17 protein-coding genes, 4 tRNA genes and 1 pseudogene are annotated in these 19884 nt (G+C 59.7%); 10 read left to right on the forward strand and 12 right to left on the reverse strand.

The genetic code is table 11. From position 1 onward, the window contains the following. Positions 1–41: 41 nt before the first annotated feature. Positions 42–908, forward strand: a complete 867-nt coding sequence (locus BFP96_RS28185; RefSeq protein ID WP_065937437.1) for a GNAT family N-acetyltransferase — start codon at positions 42–44, stop codon at positions 906–908. On the opposite strand, the pseudogene BFP96_RS31935 reads toward BFP96_RS28185, so the two are convergent. Together BFP96_RS31935 and BFP96_RS28190 are read right to left on the reverse strand one after the other, a co-directional pair. After that, positions 898–996 (reverse strand): annotated as a pseudogene (locus BFP96_RS31935) (LysR family transcriptional regulator); the annotation flags it as partial. The gene BFP96_RS28185 and the pseudogene BFP96_RS31935 overlap by 11 nt on opposite strands. Before the next feature lie 104 nt (positions 997–1100). Next, positions 1101–1601, reverse strand: coding sequence for an Lrp/AsnC family transcriptional regulator (locus BFP96_RS28190; protein ID WP_065888210.1), 501 nt, complete (start codon positions 1599–1601; stop codon positions 1101–1103). A 119-nt stretch (positions 1602–1720) separates the two neighbouring features. On the opposite strand from BFP96_RS28190, the gene BFP96_RS28195 reads away from it, so the two are divergent. From BFP96_RS28195 to BFP96_RS28205, 3 genes are all read left to right on the forward strand, one after another. Next, on the forward strand, positions 1721–2755 hold the full coding sequence (locus BFP96_RS28195; protein WP_065888209.1) for a histone deacetylase family protein: 1035 nt from the start codon (positions 1721–1723) through the stop codon (positions 2753–2755). 47 nt (positions 2756–2802) lie between these two features. Next, positions 2803–3855 carry an ornithine cyclodeaminase gene (locus tag BFP96_RS28200; protein ID WP_065937438.1) on the forward strand — a complete coding sequence of 351 codons (1053 nt, stop codon included), beginning with the start codon at positions 2803–2805 and terminating at the stop codon, positions 3853–3855. 146 nt (positions 3856–4001) lie between these two features. Then, positions 4002–5417, forward strand: coding sequence for an amino acid permease (locus BFP96_RS28205; RefSeq protein WP_065937439.1), 1416 nt, complete (start codon positions 4002–4004; stop codon positions 5415–5417). Between the two features lie 176 nt (positions 5418–5593). Here BFP96_RS28205 and BFP96_RS28210 read toward each other — a convergent pair. The 4 genes from BFP96_RS28210 to BFP96_RS28225 all read right to left on the reverse strand — a co-directional run bounded on the left by BFP96_RS28210 (position 5594) and on the right by BFP96_RS28225 (position 6114). Next, a tRNA-Asp gene (locus BFP96_RS28210) sits at positions 5594–5670 on the reverse strand. Positions 5671–5689: 19 nt separating this feature from the next. Then, a tRNA-Val gene (locus BFP96_RS28215) sits at positions 5690–5765 on the reverse strand. A gap of 177 nt (positions 5766–5942) precedes the next feature. Then, positions 5943–6019: transfer RNA gene (locus BFP96_RS28220), tRNA-Asp, on the reverse strand. A gap of 19 nt (positions 6020–6038) precedes the next feature. Next, positions 6039–6114 (reverse strand) — tRNA-Val (locus BFP96_RS28225). Between the two features lie 159 nt (positions 6115–6273). On the opposite strand from BFP96_RS28225, the gene rdgC reads away from it, so the two are divergent. From rdgC to sugE, 3 genes are all read left to right on the forward strand, one after another. Beyond that, positions 6274–7194: a recombination-associated protein RdgC gene (gene rdgC / locus BFP96_RS28230; protein ID WP_065937440.1), complete on the forward strand. Its 921-nt coding sequence runs from the start codon at positions 6274–6276 to the stop codon at positions 7192–7194. Positions 7195–7349: 155 nt separating this feature from the next. Further along, positions 7350–8315, forward strand: a complete 966-nt coding sequence (locus tag BFP96_RS28235) for a bile acid:sodium symporter family protein (protein WP_065893685.1) — start codon at positions 7350–7352, stop codon at positions 8313–8315. A gap of 105 nt (positions 8316–8420) precedes the next feature. Then, a complete protein-coding gene (gene sugE, locus BFP96_RS28240; RefSeq protein ID WP_065888204.1) occupies positions 8421–8735 on the forward strand; it encodes a quaternary ammonium compound efflux SMR transporter SugE in 315 nt (104 codons plus the stop codon). A gap of 108 nt (positions 8736–8843) precedes the next feature. Here sugE and BFP96_RS28245 read toward each other — a convergent pair whose 3' ends face one another. The 3 genes from BFP96_RS28245 to BFP96_RS28255 all read right to left on the reverse strand — a co-directional run bounded on the left by BFP96_RS28245 (position 8844) and on the right by BFP96_RS28255 (position 13201). Beyond that, on the reverse strand, positions 8844–10718 hold the full coding sequence (locus BFP96_RS28245; RefSeq protein ID WP_065893684.1) for an MFS transporter: 1875 nt from the start codon (positions 10716–10718) through the stop codon (positions 8844–8846). 57 nt (positions 10719–10775) lie between these two features. Further along, the gene (locus BFP96_RS28250; protein WP_065937441.1) at positions 10776–11924 is read right to left on the reverse strand and encodes a TDT family transporter; all 1149 of its coding nucleotides are present in this window, start codon (positions 11922–11924) and stop codon (positions 10776–10778) included. A gap of 77 nt (positions 11925–12001) precedes the next feature. After that, positions 12002–13201 carry an MFS transporter gene (locus tag BFP96_RS28255; protein ID WP_065937447.1) on the reverse strand — a complete coding sequence of 400 codons (1200 nt, stop codon included), beginning with the start codon at positions 13199–13201 and terminating at the stop codon, positions 12002–12004. Between the two features lie 121 nt (positions 13202–13322). Here BFP96_RS28255 and BFP96_RS28260 point away from each other — a divergent pair, with 121 nt between their 5' ends. Continuing rightward, positions 13323–13862 carry a TetR/AcrR family transcriptional regulator gene (locus BFP96_RS28260; protein WP_065893682.1) on the forward strand — a complete coding sequence of 180 codons (540 nt, stop codon included), beginning with the start codon at positions 13323–13325 and terminating at the stop codon, positions 13860–13862. 132 nt (positions 13863–13994) lie between these two features. On the opposite strand, the gene BFP96_RS28265 is transcribed toward BFP96_RS28260, so the two are convergent. The 3 genes from BFP96_RS28265 to BFP96_RS28275 form a co-directional block, all read right to left on the reverse strand. After that, on the reverse strand, positions 13995–14774 hold the full coding sequence (locus BFP96_RS28265) for an ABC transporter permease (protein WP_065888200.1): 780 nt from the start codon (positions 14772–14774) through the stop codon (positions 13995–13997). Continuing rightward, positions 14771–15703 (reverse strand): ABC transporter ATP-binding protein, encoded by a 933-nt coding sequence (locus BFP96_RS28270; protein ID WP_065893681.1) that lies wholly within the window; start codon positions 15701–15703, stop codon positions 14771–14773. The genes BFP96_RS28265 and BFP96_RS28270 overlap by 4 nt, the downstream gene beginning before the upstream one ends. Positions 15704–15838: 135 nt before the next feature. Beyond that, positions 15839–16456 carry a glutathione S-transferase family protein gene (locus tag BFP96_RS28275; RefSeq protein ID WP_065937442.1) on the reverse strand — a complete coding sequence of 206 codons (618 nt, stop codon included), beginning with the start codon at positions 16454–16456 and terminating at the stop codon, positions 15839–15841. Positions 16457–16818: 362 nt separating this feature from the next. Between BFP96_RS28275 and BFP96_RS28280 the strand changes: the two genes are divergently transcribed. After that, positions 16819–19266 (forward strand): acyl-CoA dehydrogenase, encoded by a 2448-nt coding sequence (locus BFP96_RS28280; RefSeq protein WP_065893679.1) that lies wholly within the window; start codon positions 16819–16821, stop codon positions 19264–19266. A 75-nt stretch (positions 19267–19341) separates the two neighbouring features. Further along, positions 19342–19749 (forward strand): PA2817 family protein, encoded by a 408-nt coding sequence (locus tag BFP96_RS28285; RefSeq protein ID WP_065888196.1) that lies wholly within the window; start codon positions 19342–19344, stop codon positions 19747–19749. The last annotated feature ends 135 nt before the right edge of the window (positions 19750–19884 follow it).

Here is a 19884-nt window from a genome sequence, read left to right on the forward strand (position 1 = left end):
TTACCGCCACAGCCGCAACGCGCCGTAGGCGCAGTGCCTGCATGCCAGCAGAGGAAACCGATGTGAGTCCCGCTTACCTGTATCGCCCGGCAACCGCCGCCGACCTGCCCGCCGCCCATGCACTCTCCGTGCACCTTGAATGGCCTCATCGCGAGGAGGACTGGGCGATGGTGCAGCGTATCTCCGAAGGCTTCGTCGCCGAACAGGACGGTGTCTTGGCAGGCATCGCATTCGCCTGTCATCAGGGGGCCTATTCGTCCATCGGCCTGGTGATCGTCAGTCATGAGCACCGGAGCAAAGGCATCGGACGGCGCTTGATGAATCTGTGCCTGGACGCCGTGGGCCCACGCACGCCGATCCTCAATGCCACCGAGTCAGGCGCGCCGCTGTACGCCAGCATGGGATTCGTTGAATTTGCACGGATTCAGCAATATCAGGGCGTGCCGCAGATGCCGGAGCCCTTGCCCGCGAGCCGCCACGGGCAATGTCGCGTAGTGAGCCGAGTCGACTACCCGAAGGTGATCGAACTGGCCAACGCCGGCAGCGGGCTGGACCGCACCGGCGTACTCAACGACCTGCTACCGACGGCCGAGCATGTGGTGGGCATCGAGGTAGAGGGGCACCTGCAGGGGTGCGCCATGCTCCGCGAATTTGGTCGCGGCCACCTCATTGGCCCCGTCGTCGCGCACCACCCGGAGCAGGCCCGACACTTGATCACTCACCTTCTTCGGTTGATCCCGGGCGCGTTCGTGCGCTTCGATATTCCCAGCGCATGCGGGTTGGCCGACTGGCTGGAGAACCTCGGGCTGCCGTGCGTAGATAACGCGCCACGCATGGTGCGGGGGATACCGCCCCAATCAAGCGCCGGGGTCACCGAATTTGCGCTGGTGACCCAGGCGATCGGCTAATGAATGCCCGCTCGCCGGCGCGTGCAATCGTGCCCTCTTCACAGAGCAGAATGAACAAGTGCAAGGATAAGTGATCCAGGTGCTGCATGACGCCCCTCCCGTTGCAATGTGACGCGAACCGAACGCTGCCTTTGCCTTCAATTTCCCCGATTGCTCTACTGCACACCGAGCGTAGTGCGGTGCCCATCCCGATTAACCCTTGCTCAATTTGGGTATGGCAATGCGACTACCGGTCTTGATTTCACGCAACGCCAGACTCGACTGAATAGACGCAATACCGACCTGGCGCCTCAGCACTTGCTCGATAAAGTCGCTATAGCTGTCGAGATCCTCTGCCAACACTTGAAGCACGTAATCGGCGTCTCCGGTGATTTTGTGGCAGGCCAATACTTGCGGCAATTGCGCAATCACTGCCTCGAAGGCATCCGGCGCATGATCGGCATGGGTGGAAAAGCGGATGTGCACGAACGCCATGATATCCAGCCCGAGCATTCTTCGATCCAGCGTTGCCTGATAACCCTTGATCACGCCCGCCTCTTCCATTCTCTTGCGCCGTCGCCAGCAAGGCGTGAGGCTCAATGAAAGCCGCTCACTGAGTTCGGCATTGGAAATGCTCGCGTCCTCCTGCAACAACTCAAGAATGGCCAGATCGGTCTCGTCGAGGCTGATGCGCCTGGATATATTTTTCTTCATTACGCTGTTCCTGAGTTAAATCGCCCGATAAATATCCTTAAGCATGAAGACAAAGCAAAGAAATCGCGTCCCGACCAGAACAGAATATTTGCACTGGCTCACATTAACGGATGCGCAGAATGTTTACAGTTTTCAGTGATTCCCACCGTCTGCACCATGGCACCGAGTTGAAGGATGGCGTGCTCAAGCCGTCGTTTGAGCAGCCCAGTCGGGCCGACACCGTTTACAACCGTGTCAAGCAAACAGGCCTTGGCCGGATAGTCGAACCGCGCGTGTTTGATCGCTCGTGTTACGTCAACGCCCACAGCGAACGCTATGTGAGCTTCCTGGAAAGCGCCTGGTCGCAGTGGTGCGCCACAGGACGCACCCATGACGCCCTGCCACTGGTATGGCCTGTACGTGACTTGGCCAACGATCAAGTGCCGACATTCATTGACGGCAAACTCGGTTTCTTCGCAATGGATGCCGGCTCGCCAATCACCGCCACGACCTGGCAGGCCGTCAAGACCAGTGCCGATATCGCCCTGACGGGGCTGGCACTTATTGACGAAGGCCACGACAGTGCCTTTGCCCTGTGTCGTCCGCCGGGCCATCACGCGGCGCGTGAATATATGGGGGGCTACTGCTATCTCAACAATGCGGCCATTGCTGCACAGCAGGCAATCACTCAGGGCGCCAAACGTGTCGCGGTACTCGATGTCGACTTTCATCACGGCAACGGTACCCAGAACATTTTTTACCCGCGCAATGACGTGATGTTTATCTCGCTGCACGGCGAACCGGCCGTGTCCTATCCCTACTATTCGGGGTTCAGCGATGAAATCGGCGCCGGCCACGGCGAAGGGTTCAACCTCAACTATCCATTGCCGAAAAACACCGCCTGGGAACGCTACCGCGACGCCCTGCTTCATGCCTGCGGAAAACTTCAGCAGTTCGCGCCAGAAGTACTGGTGATCTCACTGGGCGTCGACACTTTCAAGGACGACCCGATCAGCCACTTCCTTTTGGAAAGCGAGGACTTCATCGGGATCGGCGAGCTGATAGCGAGTGTGGGTTGCCCCACCCTCTTTGTGATGGAAGGCGGCTACATGGTCGATGAAATCGGCATCAATGCGGTGAACGTACTGCATGGCTTCGAGAGCAAGCGCGCCTGATCCCCCTGACTCTACAACGCGTAACTGGATAGATTGGAGAATAAAAAATGACGCTCTTCCTGGATGTCGATGATGCCGCACGCCTGTTCGCCAAGATTGGTATCCGCCGGGCAATCCGTGAGATGGCCACCTACATCGAAGCAGACTATTTACGCTGGGCGCAGTTTGACAAGTCGCCGCGCACGGCCAATCACTCCGCAAATGGTGTGATCGAGCTGATGCCTACCGACGATGGCAAGCAGTACTCCTTCAAGTACGTGAATGGCCACCCGGACAATGGTCAGCAGAACCTGCTGACGGTGATGGCATTCGGTCTGCTGGCCGATGTCCACAGTGGCTATCCAACCCTGCTCAGCGAGCTGACACTGACCACTGCTGTGCGCACCGCGGCAACCTCGGCACTGGTCGCGCGTGCGCTTGCCCGTCCTGGGGCAACCTCGATGGCGCTCATTGGCAATGGTGCTCAGAGCGAGTTTCAGGCGCTGGCCTTCCACGAAATGCTGGGCATCAATGAAATTCGCATCTTCGATATTGATCGCGACGCCTCACTCAAGCTGCTGCGCAACCTGGCGGCTTTCCCGACGATCAAAGTGATTCACGCCGACTCCATACAGGAGGCGGTCAAGGGCGCGCACATTGTCACCACCGTTACCGCCGACAAGGCCTACGCGACGATCCTGACGTCCGAGATGATTGAGCCCGGTATGCATATCAATGCCGTCGGCGGCGACTGCCCGGGCAAGACCGAACTGCACGCCGACATCCTGCGCAACGCTCGGGTCATCGTGGAGTTTGAACCTCAAACGCGGATTGAAGGTGATATTCAGCAACTGGAGGCCGACTCACCCGTCATCGAGTTTTTCCGGATTGCGCAAGGCGACGTCCAGGGACGCGAGAACAATGAACAGGTGACGGTATTCGATTCAGTGGGCTTTGCCCTCGAGGATTTCTCATCGCTTCGCTACCTGCAGGTGATGGCGCACGAACATCAAGTCGGCCGGCACATCCACCTGGTACCCACGCCTGAAAATATAAAAAACCTGTTCCAGATGCTTGATCAGCAACCCACCAAAGCCGCCCCTCTGCGCACGGCCAGTTGATCTGCGAGTGACGCCCCAAGGCATCTGCAGCGGGCCGTCACTGCCCCAATAAAACAACACCGTCACCCGCCATTGCATCCTGACAGTGGCGCTGGATACCCATTTTTCTGCCAAAACTCAAAAACATAAGATCAAGAGGTTTTGAAATGAAATCGAATTCATCAGAGCGGGCTGAGCAGCCTGCGCTGCAGCGCACGCTCAGCAATCGTCACATCCAGTTAATGGCCATGGGCGGAGCCATTGGCACGGGTTTGTTCATGGGCTCCGGAAAGATCATCGCCCTCTCCGGCACCTCGATCATCCTCATCTACATGATCATCGGCCTGTTCGTTTATTTCGTCATGCGCGCCATGGGCGAAATGCTGTTATCGAATTTGAATTTCAAGACCTTTGCGGATTTCGCCGGCGCCTACCTGGGGCCTCGCGCCGCATTTTTTCTCGGTTGGTCGTATTGGCTGAGCTGGAGCGTTGCAGTGATCGGCGATGCCGTTGTCGTGGGCGGCTTTTTCCAGTACTGGTTCCCCCAACTGCCTGCCTGGATACCGGCTATCGGGATGCTGGCGACCCTGTTTGCCTTGAACGTGCTGACGGTCAGGCTTTTCGGTGAGGTCGAATTCTGGTTCGCGATCATCAAGATCATCGCCGTCGTAACGCTTATTGGCGTCAGCCTCGTGATGATTGCCAGCTCGTTCGTATCCCCCAGTGGCGTTACCGCGTCCCTGGGTCACCTGGTGGATAAACAGGCGGCATTCCCGAATGGCTTGCTGGGTTTTTTCGCCGGTTTTCAGATGGCGATATTCTCCTTTGCCGGCACCGAACTGATCGGCACCGCAGCGGCAGAAACCCGATCTCCGGAGAAGACCCTACCCAAGGCAATCAACTCGATTCCGCTGCGAATCATCCTGTTCTACGTGTTGGCACTGGGCTGCATTATTGCCGTGACGTCCTGGCAGCAGGTTTCACCTGTGAAAAGTCCTTTTGTCGAACTGTTCCTCGTCGCAGGCTTTCCCGCAGCAGCCGGCATCGTTAACTTCGTGGTTCTGACATCCGCCGCTTCCTCGGCCAACAGTGGCGTATTCTCATCAAGCCGTATGCTGTTCGGGCTGGCCAATCAAGACAATGCTCCGGGTATTTTTCGGCGGCTATCGGGCAATAGCGTGCCTCTGCTGAGCCTGGCCTTCACGACATTATTGATGCTGGTGGGTGTACTTGTGCTGTTCATCGTTCCAGAAGTCATGACCGCATTCACCATCGTTTCCACGGTGTCGGCGATTCTGGTGATATTCACCTGGTCGACCATCCTCGCGTCCTACATTGCCTATCGCAAAAAGCGTCCTGAGCTTCACGCTAAATCTGCCTACAAGATGCCGGGCGGCATCCCAATGGCAGTGCTCTCACTGGCGTTCATGGGCTTCGTTCTCTGCCTGCTGGCATTGAGACCTGACACCCGCGTTGCCTTGATGGTCATGCCCGGATGGTTCATATGGCTGGCCATTGCTTATCAGCTGACACGTAGCAGGAAGCCTGAAACGGCGGTGGAGTCGGCGAGTCAAATCGGTTGAGCGTGCGTCACGCCAGAGCAGCATTCGCTGCTGCTCTGGCGGCGCAACTTGATTGTCTGACTGGAAACCGTGGCTGGAGATGCAATTGCAGCACAATTGTGCAGACGAAAAAAAGCCCGCTCAATGAGCGGGCTTCTTGTGGCGACCTGGCGTTCAGTGTTCCAGGTTGCCGAATATGGCGCAGCGGACGGGACTCGAACCCGCGACCCCCGGCGTGACAGGCCGGTATTCTAACCGACTGAACTACCGCTGCGCGTAACACGTGAAGCGAATGGTGGGTGATGACGGGATCGAACCGCCGACCCTCTGCTTGTAAGGCAGATGCTCTCCCAGCTGAGCTAATCACCCTTCGTTTCGGTGTGGGCGCATCATACACCAAAAAACCGTAATGTCTTGATTTAAATGCACTTTATTTAAAAAAAGTTTACCGCACGATTTTTCGCCATATTGCGGGCAATAAAAAGCCCGCTCAATGAGCGGGCTTTCCGTGGTGACCTGGCGTTCAGCATTCCAGGTTACCGAATATGGCGCAGCGGACGGGACTCGAACCCGCGACCCCCGGCGTGACAGGCCGGTATTCTAACCGACTGAACTACCGCTGCGCGTAACACATGAAGCGAATGGTGGGTGATGACGGGATCGAACCGCCGACCCTCTGCTTGTAAGGCAGATGCTCTCCCAGCTGAGCTAATCACCCTTCGTTTCGGTGTGGCGCGCATTCTACGGAGCGCTCCCAGGTCTGGCAAGCACTTTCTTAAATCTTTTTTTTCAGCCCTTCCAATGGCTTACGCAGGGTTGGCCTGCGGCGTGATCAAGAGAATAATGCCCCCCTTTGTATAGAGGAGAGACTCACCCCATGTGGTTCAAGAACCTGCTTATCTATCGCCTGACCCAAGATCTGCCTGTTGATGCCGAGGCGTTGGAAGCGGCCATGGCCACCAAACTGGCGCGCCCGTGTGCAAGCCAGGAACTGACCACTTACGGTTTCGTTGCACCCTTTGGTAAAGGTGAAGACGCGCCCCTGGTCCACGTCAGCGGGGATTTCCTGCTGATCGCCGCGCGCAAGGAAGAACGCATCCTGCCGGGCAGCGTGGTACGCGACGCGGTTAAAGAGAAGGTTGAGGAAATCGAGGCCGAGCAAATGCGCAAGGTCTATAAAAAGGAACGCGACCAGATCAAGGATGAAATCATCCAGGCTTTCCTGCCACGCGCCTTTATTCGTCGCTCGTCGACCTTCGCCGCCATCGCGCCGAAACAGGGTCTGATCCTGGTGAACTCGGCCAGCCCGAAACGCGCGGAAGACTTGCTCTCCACCCTGCGCGAAGTGATCGGCACCCTGCCGGTGCGCCCACTGACCGTAAAAACCGCACCGACGGCGATCATGACCGACTGGGTCACCACCCAGAAACCGGCGGCCGACTTCTTCGTGCTCGACGAATGCGAACTGCGCGACACCCACGAAGACGGCGGGATCGTGCGCTGCAAGCGCCAGGACCTGACCGGCGAAGAAATCCAGCTGCACCTGACCACCGGCAAAGTCGTGACCCAATTGTCCCTGGCCTGGCAGGACAAGCTGTCCTTCATGCTCGACGACAAGATGACCGTCAAGCGCCTGAAGTTCGAAGACTTGCTGCAGGACCAGGCCGAACAGGACGGCGGCGACGAAGCCCTGGGCCAACTGGACGCCAGCTTTACCCTGATGATGCTGACCTTCGGCGAATTCCTGCCGGCGTTGGTGGAAGCACTCGGCGGTGAAGAGACCCCACAAGGCATCTAAGCCATGTGAAAGTCAAAATGTGGGAGGGGGCTTGCTCCCGATATCGGTGTATCAGTCAAAAATCCATTAGCTGATACACCGCCATCGGGGGTAAGCCCCCTCCCACTTTTGATTGCATTGCCAATTCAAAAATCGAACAAGAAAGGAAACCTTCCATGCGCGCACTCGCCGCCTTGAGCCGCTTCGTCGGCAATACCTTCGCCTACTGGGTGTTGATCTTTGCCGTCGTCGCATTTCTCCAACCCAGCTGGTTCCTCGGCCTGAAAAGCGCCATCGTCCCACTGCTGGGCCTGGTGATGTTCGGCATGGGCCTGACCTTGAAACTCGAAGACTTCGCCGAGGTCGCCCGCCATCCGTGGCGCGTCGCCCTGGGCGTGGTCGCGCATTTTGTGATCATGCCCGGCGTGGCGTGGTTGTTGTGCCAGGTCTTTCACCTGCCGCCGGAAATTGCCGTTGGCGTGATTCTGGTGGGCTGCTGCCCAAGCGGTACTTCATCCAACGTAATGACCTGGCTGGCCCGTGGCGACCTGGCACTGTCGGTGGCCATCGCCGCCGTCACCACCCTCCTCGCCCCGCTGCTCACCCCGGCGCTGATCTGGCTGCTGGCCTCGGCCTGGCTGCCGGTGTCGTTCATGGAGCTGTTCTGGTCGATCCTGCAAGTGGTGCTGCTGCCGATCGTGCTCGGCGTAGTCGCGCAACGTTTGCTGGGTGATCGGGTTCGTCATGCGGTCGATGTGCTGCCACTGGTCTCGGTGGTCAGCATTGTGATCATCGTGGCCGCCGTGGTCGCCGCCAGTCAGGCGAAGATTGCCGAGTCGGGCCTGTTGATCATGGCCGTGGTGATGCTGCACAACAGCTTCGGCTACCTGCTCGGCTACTTCACCGGGCGCCTGTTCAAGTTGCCATTGGCGCAACGCAAGTCGTTGGCGCTGGAAGTGGGCATGCAGAACTCCGGGCTCGGCGCCGCGTTGGCCAGTGCGCACTTCTCGCCACTGGCGGCGGTGCCCAGTGCGCTGTTCAGCGTCTGGCACAATATTTCCGGGGCGTTGCTCTCGACTTACTTTCGACGCATGAGCGAGAAGGAAGATCGCCGCGCGCTGGAGAATACCCCGCCCACTTGATCGACCGGCCCATGTTCGGCACTCTTGGCACCTCGCGGGGACGACCCCGCGACGCCAATGCGCGTTGAACCCGGGGACGACCCCGCCTGAAAAAGCGAGGTCATCATGTCCTGGATCATTCTGTTTTTCGCCGGATTGTTTGAAGTCGGCTGGGCCGTCGGCCTGAAGTACACCGACGGCTTCAGCAAGCCCCTGCCCACCGTACTCACGGTCGCCGCCATGGCCATCAGCCTTGGCCTGCTGGGGCTGGCGGTGAAGGAACTGCCGCTGGGCACCGCCTACGCCGTATGGACCGGCGTGGGTGCGGTGGGCACGGTGATCGCCGGGATTATTCTGTTTGGGGAGTCCATGGCGTTGTTTCGGTTGGCCAGCGTGGCGTTGATCATTTGCGGGCTGATTGGACTCAAGATCAGCGCTTAGGCCGCTACCGCCAGCGGGGGCAAGCCCCCTCCCACATTTTGAATGCGTTCACAAATCAAAAGTGGGAGGGGGCTTGCCCCCGATGAGGCCAGTCCCTCCAGCACAGAACTACCTGACACTCCCCCGCAGAACACCGACCACAGCCTGCAACTGCGCAGGCGTCGCGTCCTCTGTACGAACAGGCTCCCCCGCCACCAGCACCACCCGCGACCAGATCCGATGAAAGAACCCCTTGTTCGGATCGCGACTGAAAAAACTGCCCCACAGCCCCTGCAACGCCAGCGGAATCACCGGCACCGGCGTCTCTTCCAGAATGCGCGTCACGCCACCGCGAAACTCATTCATCTGGCCATCCCCGGTCAACTTGCCTTCCGGGAAGATGCACACCAGCTCGCCATCCCTCAGGTACTCGGCAATCCGCGCGAAGGCCTTTTCGTAGATCTGGATGTCCTCGTGACGCCCGGCAATCGGAATCGCTCCGGCGGTGCGGAAGATAAAGTTGAGCACCGGCAAACGGTAGATTTTGTAGTACATGACAAAACGAATCGGCCGACGCACTGCGCCACCAATCAGCAGCGCATCGACAAACGACACATGGTTGCAAACGAGCAAGGCCGCGCCTTCATCCGGAATCCGTTCCAGATTGCGGTGCTCGACGCGGTACATGGAATGGCTGAGCAGCCAGATCATGAAGCGCATGGTGAACTCGGGCACGATCTTGAAGATGTAGGTATTGACCGCGATGTTGAGCAGCGACACCACCAAAAACAACTCGGGGATCGACAGCTTGGCCACGCTCAGCAGCAGGATCGACACGATGGCCGACACCACCATGAACAGTGCATTGAGAATGTTGTTGGCCGCGATCACGCGCGCACGCTCGTTTTCGGCGGTGCGCGACTGGATCAGCGCGTACAGCGGCACGATGTAAAAGCCGCCGAACACGCCCAGGCCGAGGATATCGAACAACACCCACCAGGCCTGCCCGTAGCCGAGCACCGCCAGCCAGTCGTTGGCCTGGATATTCTGGGGGAAGCCGCCGGAGTGCCACCACAGCAGCAGGCCGAACACCGTCAGGCCGAACGAGCCGAACGGCACCAGGCCGATCTCCACTTTACGTCCCGAGAGCTTTTCGCAGAGCATCGAGCCCAGGGCGATCCCCACCGAGAACACGGTGAGGATCAGGGTCACGACGGTTTCATCGCCATACAGCCATTCCTTGGCGTAGGCCGGAATCTGGGTCAGGTAGATCGCGCCGACGAACCAGAACCATGAATTGCCGACGATGGACCGCGACACCGCCGGGGTCTGCCCCAGGCCCATGCGCAACGTGGCCCAGGATTGGGTGAAGATATTCCAGTCCAGGCGCAATTGCGGCGTGGAGGCCGCCGCCCGTGGAATGCTGCGGCTGGCCAGGTACCCCAGTACCGCCACGCCGACAATCGCCACGGCCACTACCGGCGCGTAATGGGTGGACGACATCATGATGCCCGCGCCGATGGTGCCGGCAAGAATCGCCAGGAACGTGCCCATTTCCACCAGGCCGTTGCCGCCGACCAACTCATCGTCATGCAGGGCCTGGGGCATGATCGAATATTTCACCGGGCCGAACAGCGCCGAGTGGGTGCCCATGGCGAACAGTGCCAACAGCATCAATTCCAGGTGATTGAAGAGAAAACCGGTGGCACCCACGGCCATGATCACGATTTCACCGAGCTTGATCGCGCGGATCAACGCGTCCTTATTGAATTTCTCGCCAAACTGCCCGGCCAGCGCCGAGAACAGGAAAAACGGCAGGATGAACAGCAAGGCGCACAGGTTGACCCAGATGGAACGGTCGCCCTCGATGCTGAGCTTGTAGAGAATCGCCAGAATCAGCGACTGCTTGAAGATGTTGTCGTTGAAAGCGCCCAAAAGTTGGGTGATGAAAAACGGCAGGAAACGCCGTGTGCGCAGCAAGGTGAATTGTGAGGGGTGGCTCATCGTCCGTGTTCCTGCGTGGCCTGTTATTAGTCAGGCCACGACTTTACCTAATCCCGCTTACTTATTCGCTAGCCCCGCAATGCATGGCGAAACAAAAAGCTCGCCTTTGTAGGCGCCCTGCACCGTGCGTGTGGCCACGATCAGCCACATAAGCGCAAGAGCCACCACCAGCACACTGCCCAATACGCTGAAGAACCCCAGGTGCAGCACGCTGGCAAGCTTGAGCGTGGCCAGCGCGTAAACCCCAAGCGGAAAGGTAAAGCCCCACCAGCCCAGGTTGAACGGAATACCGCCGCGCAGGTAACGCAGGGTGATCAACACCGCCATCAACATCCACCACAAGCCGAAGCCCCACAGGGTGATGCCGGCCACCAGGCCGAGCCCGTTGGCCATTTCGCCAACTCCCGGCAGGCCATTGGCGGCAAAGATCGCCGGCGCATCGCCGCCCAGCAGCAACATGCCCAGGGCACCGGTGCCGATAGGGCCCAGCGCCAGCCAGCTCGATGCCGCCATATTGGCGTGCGGCAGTTTATGCAGGGCCATGCGCAGCATCAGGATGGTCAGGATGCTGAAGGCGACCGGCAGGGAGAACGCCCAGAGTACGTAACTGGTCACCAGCATCACCAGTTGCCCATGGGCATCGGCCAGGTGCGGCGCCAGCAGGCCACCGCTGGCGGCGGCGACTTCGGCGGCCACCACCGGCAGCAGCCACACCGCAGTCATCTGGTCGATGCTGTGTTCCTGGCGGGTGAACATCATGAACGGAATCAACACACCGCAGGCCAACGCCATGGCCACGTCCAGCCACCAAAGGGCTTCGGCCAGGGGAATCACAGCACTGCCCCAGCGCGGCAGGCCGAACAGCAGCAAACCATTCAGAATGGTGGCCAGGCCCATGGGGATGGTGCCGAAAAACATCGAGACCGTGGAATGCCCGAAAATCCGCCGCGCCTCGTGGAAAAACATCAGCCAACGTGCGCCATACAGCACGCTGAACAAGACGAACAGGCCGATGGTGAACATCCACAGGCCTTCGGCGACCGCACGCAAACCAGGCAGATTGACCGGCAGTTGCGCCAGGGCCAGCGCCAGCACGCCGGTCCCCATGGTCGCGGCAAACCAGTTCGGGGTGAACTGGCGAATCACTTCCCGGGGACGGGTCAGGTGGCTGAAGGGTTTATAGCTGATGCTTGTCGAGCAGGTCATGATGGCAATCCTCTTCCTCGCATGAGGTTGCAGCCATCATAGAAGCGTATCGAATATCTATATAACGGGTAATATCTCTAACAGTTATCTGTTTTACAGATGTTCGGCACTGGCGTGCGCTGCCATGCCAGTCCGGCCAAGGCACCCACGGCGAGCAGAATAATCAGCGCGCCGTACGCATCCGTGGTCGCGATCAAACCGAATTCGCGACTCAGGTTACCGGCCAACAGCGCCGGCAGGCAGAACGCCAGGTAACTCAATACATAGAACGCCGACATCAACCCCGCTCGCTCGTGAGGCAACGCCAACCCTACGATGCTGCGCACACTGCCCATGAACCCGCCGCCGAAACCCAGGCCGGCAACCACACTGGCCGCAAAGAACAGCCACAGGCTGGCACTTTGCACAGCCACCAGCAACAGCGCCACGCCGGTCGCCAGCAGTACCGCCGACAGCCGCATGACCTTGTCCGCAGGGTGCTCGCGCAGGCTGTAGATCATCACCGCACCACTGAGGGTGATCACCGCCACCAGGCCACCGCCGATCAGGTGCGACGTCGACCCCGTCGCGGCCCGCACCAGGGAGGGCGCCAGGGATGAAAAGAACCCTCCCAACGCCCATACCGCCACATTCAGCGGCATGGCCAAGGCCAGGGCACGGCGTGCCTGCTTCGGTACATGCAGAGTCGGCGCCAGGGACTTCAAGGCCCCCGGAATGCGGCTGACGGTTTCCGGCAAGCGCCAGACATACAACGCCTGAAGCACCATCAATCCGAGCAGGGCGAAGTAGATCAGTTGGGTCGGCCACGGTGCGTATTCCACCAACAAACCGCTGCCCAGGCCGCCACTGGCCATTCCCAGCATGGGCGCGAGACTGTTGAGCATCGGCCCGCGCAGGCGGTCGGTGTCAAGCAACGTCGCACCCAGGACTGCCGTCGCCGTCCCGGTGGCGAAACCTTGCAGCGCGCGCGCGGCAATCAAGTAGGCGGTGCTGTCGGCGTTGATAAACAGCAGCATCGCCACGATATTCAGGACCAACGCGACGAAAATCACCGGCTTGCGCCCGACATAATCCGACAGCGAGCCCACCGTCAGCAGCGCCGCCAGCAGGCTCACGGCATACACGGCAAAGATCAGCGTCAGCATCGCTGCGGAGAAATGCAGGTTGTCCTGATACACCTGATACAGGGGCGTCGGCGCGCTGGAGGCGGCGAGAAAGGTCAGTACGGTGATGACCAGGAATGTCAGGCTGGAACGTTGAGAAAGGTTGCTGGGCATAGGCTTGCTGGACATAGGCTTGCTTGACATAGGCACGCTCCGCTAAAGCTAATATTTTGCTTTTGTGAAGTGTGCTACCCGTCGACGCTTAAAGCAAATTCTTTGTGTTAAGGTTTTATCCATGGCGATCAAAGAAGGCCTTCGCCCGGGGGGCCGTAGTGCCCGGGTACAAGAATCGGTGCATTCGGCCGTCCGCGAACTGCTGCAGGCCCATGAACGCGCCACCATCACCGTACCGATGATTGCGACACGCGCGGGCGTCACCCCCTCGACCATATACCGTCGCTGGGGCGACCTCTCCGCCGTGCTGGCTGACGTAGCCCTGGCACGCATGCGCCCGGACACCGAGCCGGCCACTACCGGCAGCCTGCGCGGCGACCTGCTGGCCTGGGCTGAGCAATACCTGGACGAAATGAGTTCGGAGCCCGGGCGCAACATGATGCGCGACGTGCAGTGCAGCCTGACGCCGGGGTATTGCGTGAGTATCTTGAGCGGGCAATTGCAGGTCATTGTCGATCGTTACCCGGAGCAGGCAGCCCCCAGCGTGGACCGCCTGATCAACCTGCTCGCGGCGCCCACGGTGTTTCGTATTCTGTTTTCGACAGAGCCCCTGAGCGTCGAAGAGCTGCATGCCCTGATCGACCTTGCACTGCAAGTCTGAAGGCCTGACACAAAACCAAATGTGGGAGGGGGCTTGCCCCCGATGGCAGTGTGTCAGCTGCAGATAAGCTGGCTGACACACCGCTATCGGGGGCAAGCCCCCTCCCACATTTTCAACCGCGTTTAACCAGTATTACGTCCGCATCCCACGCCCGCTCACCAGCAATCGCGCGCATCCGACGTACAAGACGATGGTGGCAACGATCATGAAGGTGATCGCCACGCTGATCTTGATATCCGACACTCCCAGGATGCCGTAGCGGAAGGCGTTGACCATGTGCAGCACCGGGTTGGCCAGGGACACGGTCTGCCAGAACGGCGGCAGCAACGTGATGGAGTAGAACACCCCGCCCAGGTAGGTCAGCGGCGTCAGCACGAACGTCGGGATGATCGAAATATCATCGAAGTTGCGCGCAAATACCGCGTTGATGAAGCCGAGCAGCGAGAAGATCGTTGCCGTCAGTACCACCACCAGAATGGTGACCCCCAGGTGATGCACTTGCAGGTGGGTAAAGAACAACGACAGCAAGGTCACGATCACGCCCACCATCAAGCCGCGCAGCACGCCGCCCAACGTGTAGCCGATCAGGATCGTGTGCGGCGACACCGGTGAAACCATCAGTTCTTCGATGGAGCGCTGGAATTTGCTGCCAAAGAAACTCGACACCACGTTGCCGTAGGAGTTGGTGATCACCGACATCATGATCAGGCCCGGCACGATGTACTCCATGTAGGTGAAGCCACCCATGTCACCGATCTGCCGACCGATCAGGTTTCCGAAGATCACAAAGTACAGGACCATGGTGATCGCCGGTGGCAGCAGGGTCTGCGGCCAGATTCGGGTAAAGCGCTTCACCTCGCGGTAGACGATGGTCTGCAGCGCGACGAGGTTGGGTTGCAGTTCGGAACTCATACCGCCACCTTCGCCAGATTTTTCTCCACCAGGGACACGAACAACTCCTCAAGGCGATTGGTTTTGTTACGCAGGCTCGTTACCTCGATGTTCTGAGTCGCCAGTTGGCTGAACAACGCAGTGATGCCCATGGCTTTGTCCACCTGGACTTCAAGCGTGTGGCTGTCCACCAGACGGCTTGGGTAGCCCAACAGTTGCGGCGGCGCCGACAGATTGTTCTTCAGGTCGAGCAGGAAGGTTTCCACATGCAGCTGGCCCAGCAGGTTACGCATGCTGGTGTTCTCGACAATGGTGCCGTGGTCGATGATGCCGATATTGCGGCACAGCTGTTCAGCTTCCTCGAGATAGTGCGTGGTGAGGATGATGGTGATGCCCTTCTCGTTCAGCTCGGTGAGAAAGGTCCACATCGAACGACGCAACTCGATGTCCACACCCGCGGTGGGTTCGTCGAGGATCAGCAGGCGCGGCTCATGCACCAGCGCACGGGCGATCATCAGGCGGCGCTTCATGCCTCCGGACAACGAGCGCGAAGGCACGTCACGCTTGTCCCACAGGCCCAATTGGGTCAGGTATTGCTCGGCGCGCTCCTTGGCGACTTTCATCGGGATGCCGTAGTAGCCGGCCTGCGTCACGACGATGTCGAAGGTCTTTTCAAACTGGTTGAAATTGAATTCCTGGGGCACCACGCCGATCGAGCGCTTGAGCGCCGCCGGGGACTTGTCCAGGTCATGGCCAAAGATATTCACCGTGCCGCTGGTCTTGTTGACGAGGGTCGAGAGGATACCGATGGTGGTGGATTTGCCGGCACCGTTGGGGCCGAGCAAGGCGAAGAAGTCACCTTCGGCAACGTCCAGATCGATACCACTCAGGGCCTGGAAACCGTTGCCGTAGGTTTTGGTTAGCTGCCGGATGGACAGAGCGGAACTCATATCTGATTACGCACCAAAGAAAAGAATAGAAACAATAGATGAGGGCACACCGCAGGTAGTTCAACCTGCGATGAGGTGCGAGCATGGTGCGTGCCCGCGCTGCACAAGTACAGTCACCCGTATTAATAGTGTGTATTAAGTCAACGCGGTCATCACCGCTTTGCGGTAGGCCGGACGTTGTTGCAGGCGCTGGTACCAGGCTTCCAGGTTAGGCATTGACGGGCGTTCGATGGGCATTTCGAACCAGGCGTAGATGAAGCAGCCCAGTGGGATATCGCCCATGCCGAACGCCTGGCCGCTAAGGTAGGGTTGCGCAGCCAGGGCTTGTTCAACGGTGTCGAGCGCATCGATGCAGGCTTGGCGCCCGGCGTTGATACCGTCCCAGTTGCGCTTTTCGGCGGGTGTACGCAGGATGCCCCAGAACACTGCCTTGAATGGATCGGCGAGCGTCGAGGTGGTCCAGTCCATCCACTTCTCGGCGCCGGCCCGGATTTGCAGGTCACTGGGGTAAAATTCCGACGCGTGCTTGGCGCACAGGTAGCGCACGATGGTGTTGGATTCCCACAGTACAAAGTCGCCATCTTCAATCATCGGCACCCGGCCATTGGGGTTCAAGGCCCGATATTGCGGGGTGTCGACCACACCAAACGCCCCGCCCGCATCAATTGCCTCATAGTCCAGGCCGAGCTCCTCGGCGCACCACAGTGCTTTCCTGACGTTTGATGAATTTTTACGACCCCAGATTTTCAGCATGACCGCGCCTTATCGTTGTTGAACATGGCTTGATGAACGCCGCAGCATACGCCGGTTCAGGCGCGGCTTGAATCACTCTGCATGGCGCCCGGCATTGAGTCAGCGCAACGCACAGTCTCACCGATTGCACGGCGAAGACTGACCGGTCATATAAATCCCCATGGGTTCCGCGACGTCTCGGGGCGAACTCCACCACCACAGGGCGGTCACTGATGAAGAGGCTGGCGATGAAGCGGTACTCAGCTACATAGCGCACTGATGGCTGTCCCCAGTACAAACTTGTAACACCCTGATCACCCCGCTTGGCCGGACGCCGTCTAAGCTCCCTGGTGGTTTCGCCCTGGTTTCACGGAGGATTGAATATGCTGTTGTTGTGGATACTGGTTCTGGTGGTCGGCATTGCCTACCTGGCACACCGGCGCACTGCGCCCCTGCCTGCCCTGGGTGTGGTCGCCGTCTACCTGTTGGCGATGGGCGCCTGGAGCCACGCCCCGGGTTGGCTGCTGCTGATTTTCTGGGTGCTGATCGCCGTCGTGGCCCTGCCGCTGTTGCTGCCCGACCTGCGCCGCCAATACTTCACCAAGCCGCTGTTCAGCTGGTTCCAGAAAGTCCTGCCGCCGATGTCCGAAACCGAGCGCGATGCGATCGACGCGGGCACCGTGTGGTGGGACGGCGAACTGTTCAGCGGGCGTCCTGACTGGGACAAATTGCTGGCCTACCCCAAGGTGCAATTGACTGAAGAAGAACAGGCGTTCATCGACGGGCCCACCGAAGAGCTCTGCGCCATGGTCAGCGACTGGGAAATCGGCCAGGCCATGGACCTGCCCCCTGCGGCCTGGGAGCACATCAAGACTCATGGTTTCTTCGCCCTGATCATTCCCAAGGAATACGGCGGCAAGGGCTTCTCCGCCTATGCCCACTCCCAGGTCGCGATGAAACTGGCCACCCGCAGCGGTGATCTGGCGTCCACCGTGATGGTGCCCAATTCCCTGGGCCCCGCCGAGTTGCTGTTGCACTACGGCACCGACGAACAACGCAACCACTACCTGCCGCGCCTGGCGCGTGGCGACGATATTCCGTGTTTCGCCCTGACCGGCCCGCTGGCCGGCTCCGATGCGGGCGCCATGCCCGACACCGGCGTCATCTGCAAAGGTGAGTGGGAAGGCAAGGAAACCCTCGGCCTGCGCCTGAACTGGGAAAAGCGCTACATCACCCTCGGCCCGGTCGCGACCTTGCTCGGCCTGGCATTCAAGGCCCATGACCCGGATCATCTGCTGGGCGACGAAGAAGACCTGGGCATCAGCCTTGCGCTGATCCCTACCGACACCCCGGGTGTGGAAATCGGCCGCCGTCACCTGCCCCTGGGCGCCGCGTTCATGAATGGGCCGAATTCGGGCAAGGACGTCTTCATTCCCCTGGAATTCCTCATCGGTGGCCAGGAGATGCTCGGCAAGGGCTGGATGATGCTGATGAACTGCCTGTCCGTGGGTCGTTCAATCTCCCTGCCTGCGGTGGGCACCGGCGCCGCCAAGTTCACCAGCCTGGTGACCGGCCAATACGCGCAGGTCCGTGAACAGTTCAACGTGCCGCTGTCAGCCTTCGAAGGTATCCAGGAAGCCCTGGCACGCATCGGCGGCAACGCCTGGCTGATGGACAGCGCTCGCATGCTCACCGCCAATGCCGTGGACCTGGGCGAAAAACCCTCGGTGCTGTCGGCGATCCTCAAGTACCACCTCACCGAACGCGGCCGCGAGTGCATCAGCCATGCCATGGACGTACATGGCGGCAAGGGCATCATCATGGGCCCGAACAACTACCTGGGCCGCAGCTGGCAAGGCGCGCCGATCTTCATCACCGTGGAAGGCGCGAATATCCTCTCGCGCAACTTGATGATCTTCGGCCAGGGTGCGATTCGTTGCCATCCGTTCGTGCTCAAGGAAATGGCCCTGGCCGGTCGTGAAGACCATGACCAGGCGTTGAAGGAGTTCGATGGCCTGCTGATGCAACATATCGGTTTCGCCGTGAGCAACGCCGCCAGTACATTGGTATTGAACCTGGGCATCGGTCACTTCGAAAAGGCCCCGGGCAACCGTCTGAGCCAGGGTTATTTCCGCGCGCTGAACCGCCAGGCCGCCGCGTTCGCCCTGCTCGCGGACCTGAGCATGATGCTGCTGGGCGGCGAGTTGAAACGCCGCGAACGCCTGTCGGCGCGCCTGGGTGATGTGCTGAGCCACATGTACCTGGCCTCGGCGGCGCTCAAGCGCTACCACGACCTGGATTCGCCGGACCACCTGGAACCGCTGTTCGCCTGGGCCATGGAGGAAAGCCTTGGCCAATCCGAGCGTGCGCTGGATGAACTGCTGAGCAACTTCCCGAATAAAATCCTGGGCTGCCTGTTGCGGGTGATCGTGTTCCCGTTCGGGCGTCGTCATACCGGGCCATCCGATGCATTGGATGCCGAGGTTGCCGCCGTGATCGGCCGCGCCAAGGGCGACCCGACCCTGGAAGAGTTGCTGGCGGGCTGCTATCGCCCACAATCGGCGGAAGATCCGGTGGGCGCGCTGCAACACGCCTATGACCTGCTCGGCGCCAGCCATCCCCTGCAGAAAAAACTGCACACCGCGCTCAAGAGCGGACAGGTCAAACCGACTGCCGGTGAGTCCGCCATCGACGCCGCGCTGCACGCCGGCGTGCTGCAACCGGCCGAAGCGCAAACCCTGCGCGACGCCGAAGCGGCGCGTCGCAAGGTGATCGACGTGGATGATTTCAGCAAGGACGAGCTGATGCAGGCTGAGGGTAAAGTCCGCTGATACCGGCGGTCATATAAAAACGGGCGCGAGAGGCATATACTCTCGCGCCCGTTTTTGCTTTAGAGGACTTATCTCGTGTCCAACGTCGTTGCCGATCATCTCGCCTTGCTCGACCACCTGCGTAGCATCCTGGTTGCCGTCGGCGAAGCCGAACAGGTACCCGAGGAAAGCCATTCGCTGTTTCTGGAACGTTTCGACGAACTGCGCGCCCTGCTGCCCGTCGATCCCATCGAAAGCCAGTACCTGGGCCAGGACCTGATGAGCCAGGTCATCCTGCGCTACCCGCAGATCGCCCACCTGGTGCCGCGCGATCTGCTGTGGTTCTTTGGCGGTGATTGCCTGCATTTCATGCCCGACGAAGAACTGGACCTGTACCAGGCCCTTGAAGAACGTCGCTATGAAGCCGAGCTGAACGACGAACCGTTCGACTGGAACCAGGAAAAGCAACTGCTGGCCATGCCGGATGACCAGAGCAAGCACTGATTATCAGGGGCTTGTGTGGGAGGGGGCTTGCCCCCGATGAGCATAGGTATCTACACAATTTTGGTGCGACACCGCACCTGTGGCGAGGGAGCTAACGCGTATCTACCTGACGCTCCGAGGTCCAAATGTGGGAGG

The organism is Pseudomonas sp. 34 E 7, from assembly GCF_900005715.1.
GTDB lineage: Bacteria > Pseudomonadota > Gammaproteobacteria > Pseudomonadales > Pseudomonadaceae > Aquipseudomonas > Aquipseudomonas orientalis_A.

What these genes read in the sequence shown, in the direction of transcription:
- BFP96_RS28185 (WP_065937437.1), top strand. Translation starts at nt 42, where the DNA reads ATGCCAGCAGAGGAAACCGATGTGAGTCCCGCTTACCTGTATCGCCCG.
- BFP96_RS28190 (WP_065888210.1), bottom strand. Translation starts at nt 1,601, where the DNA reads ATGAAGAAAAATATATCCAGGCGCATCAGCCTCGACGAGACCGATCTG.
- BFP96_RS28195 (WP_065888209.1), top strand. Translation starts at nt 1,721, where the DNA reads ATGTTTACAGTTTTCAGTGATTCCCACCGTCTGCACCATGGCACCGAG.
- BFP96_RS28200 (WP_065937438.1), top strand. Translation starts at nt 2,803, where the DNA reads ATGACGCTCTTCCTGGATGTCGATGATGCCGCACGCCTGTTCGCCAAG.
- BFP96_RS28205 (WP_065937439.1), top strand. Translation starts at nt 4,002, where the DNA reads ATGAAATCGAATTCATCAGAGCGGGCTGAGCAGCCTGCGCTGCAGCGC.
- rdgC (WP_065937440.1), top strand. Translation starts at nt 6,274, where the DNA reads ATGTGGTTCAAGAACCTGCTTATCTATCGCCTGACCCAAGATCTGCCT.
- BFP96_RS28235 (WP_065893685.1), top strand. Translation starts at nt 7,350, where the DNA reads ATGCGCGCACTCGCCGCCTTGAGCCGCTTCGTCGGCAATACCTTCGCC.
- sugE (WP_065888204.1), top strand. Translation starts at nt 8,421, where the DNA reads ATGTCCTGGATCATTCTGTTTTTCGCCGGATTGTTTGAAGTCGGCTGG.
- BFP96_RS28245 (WP_065893684.1), bottom strand. Translation starts at nt 10,718, where the DNA reads ATGAGCCACCCCTCACAATTCACCTTGCTGCGCACACGGCGTTTCCTG.
- BFP96_RS28250 (WP_065937441.1), bottom strand. Translation starts at nt 11,924, where the DNA reads ATGACCTGCTCGACAAGCATCAGCTATAAACCCTTCAGCCACCTGACC.
- BFP96_RS28255 (WP_065937447.1), bottom strand. Translation starts at nt 13,201, where the DNA reads ATGCCCAGCAACCTTTCTCAACGTTCCAGCCTGACATTCCTGGTCATC.
- BFP96_RS28260 (WP_065893682.1), top strand. Translation starts at nt 13,323, where the DNA reads ATGGCGATCAAAGAAGGCCTTCGCCCGGGGGGCCGTAGTGCCCGGGTA.
- BFP96_RS28265 (WP_065888200.1), bottom strand. Translation starts at nt 14,774, where the DNA reads ATGAGTTCCGAACTGCAACCCAACCTCGTCGCGCTGCAGACCATCGTC.
- BFP96_RS28270 (WP_065893681.1), bottom strand. Translation starts at nt 15,703, where the DNA reads ATGAGTTCCGCTCTGTCCATCCGGCAGCTAACCAAAACCTACGGCAAC.
- BFP96_RS28275 (WP_065937442.1), bottom strand. Translation starts at nt 16,456, where the DNA reads ATGCTGAAAATCTGGGGTCGTAAAAATTCATCAAACGTCAGGAAAGCA.
- BFP96_RS28280 (WP_065893679.1), top strand. Translation starts at nt 16,819, where the DNA reads ATGCTGTTGTTGTGGATACTGGTTCTGGTGGTCGGCATTGCCTACCTG.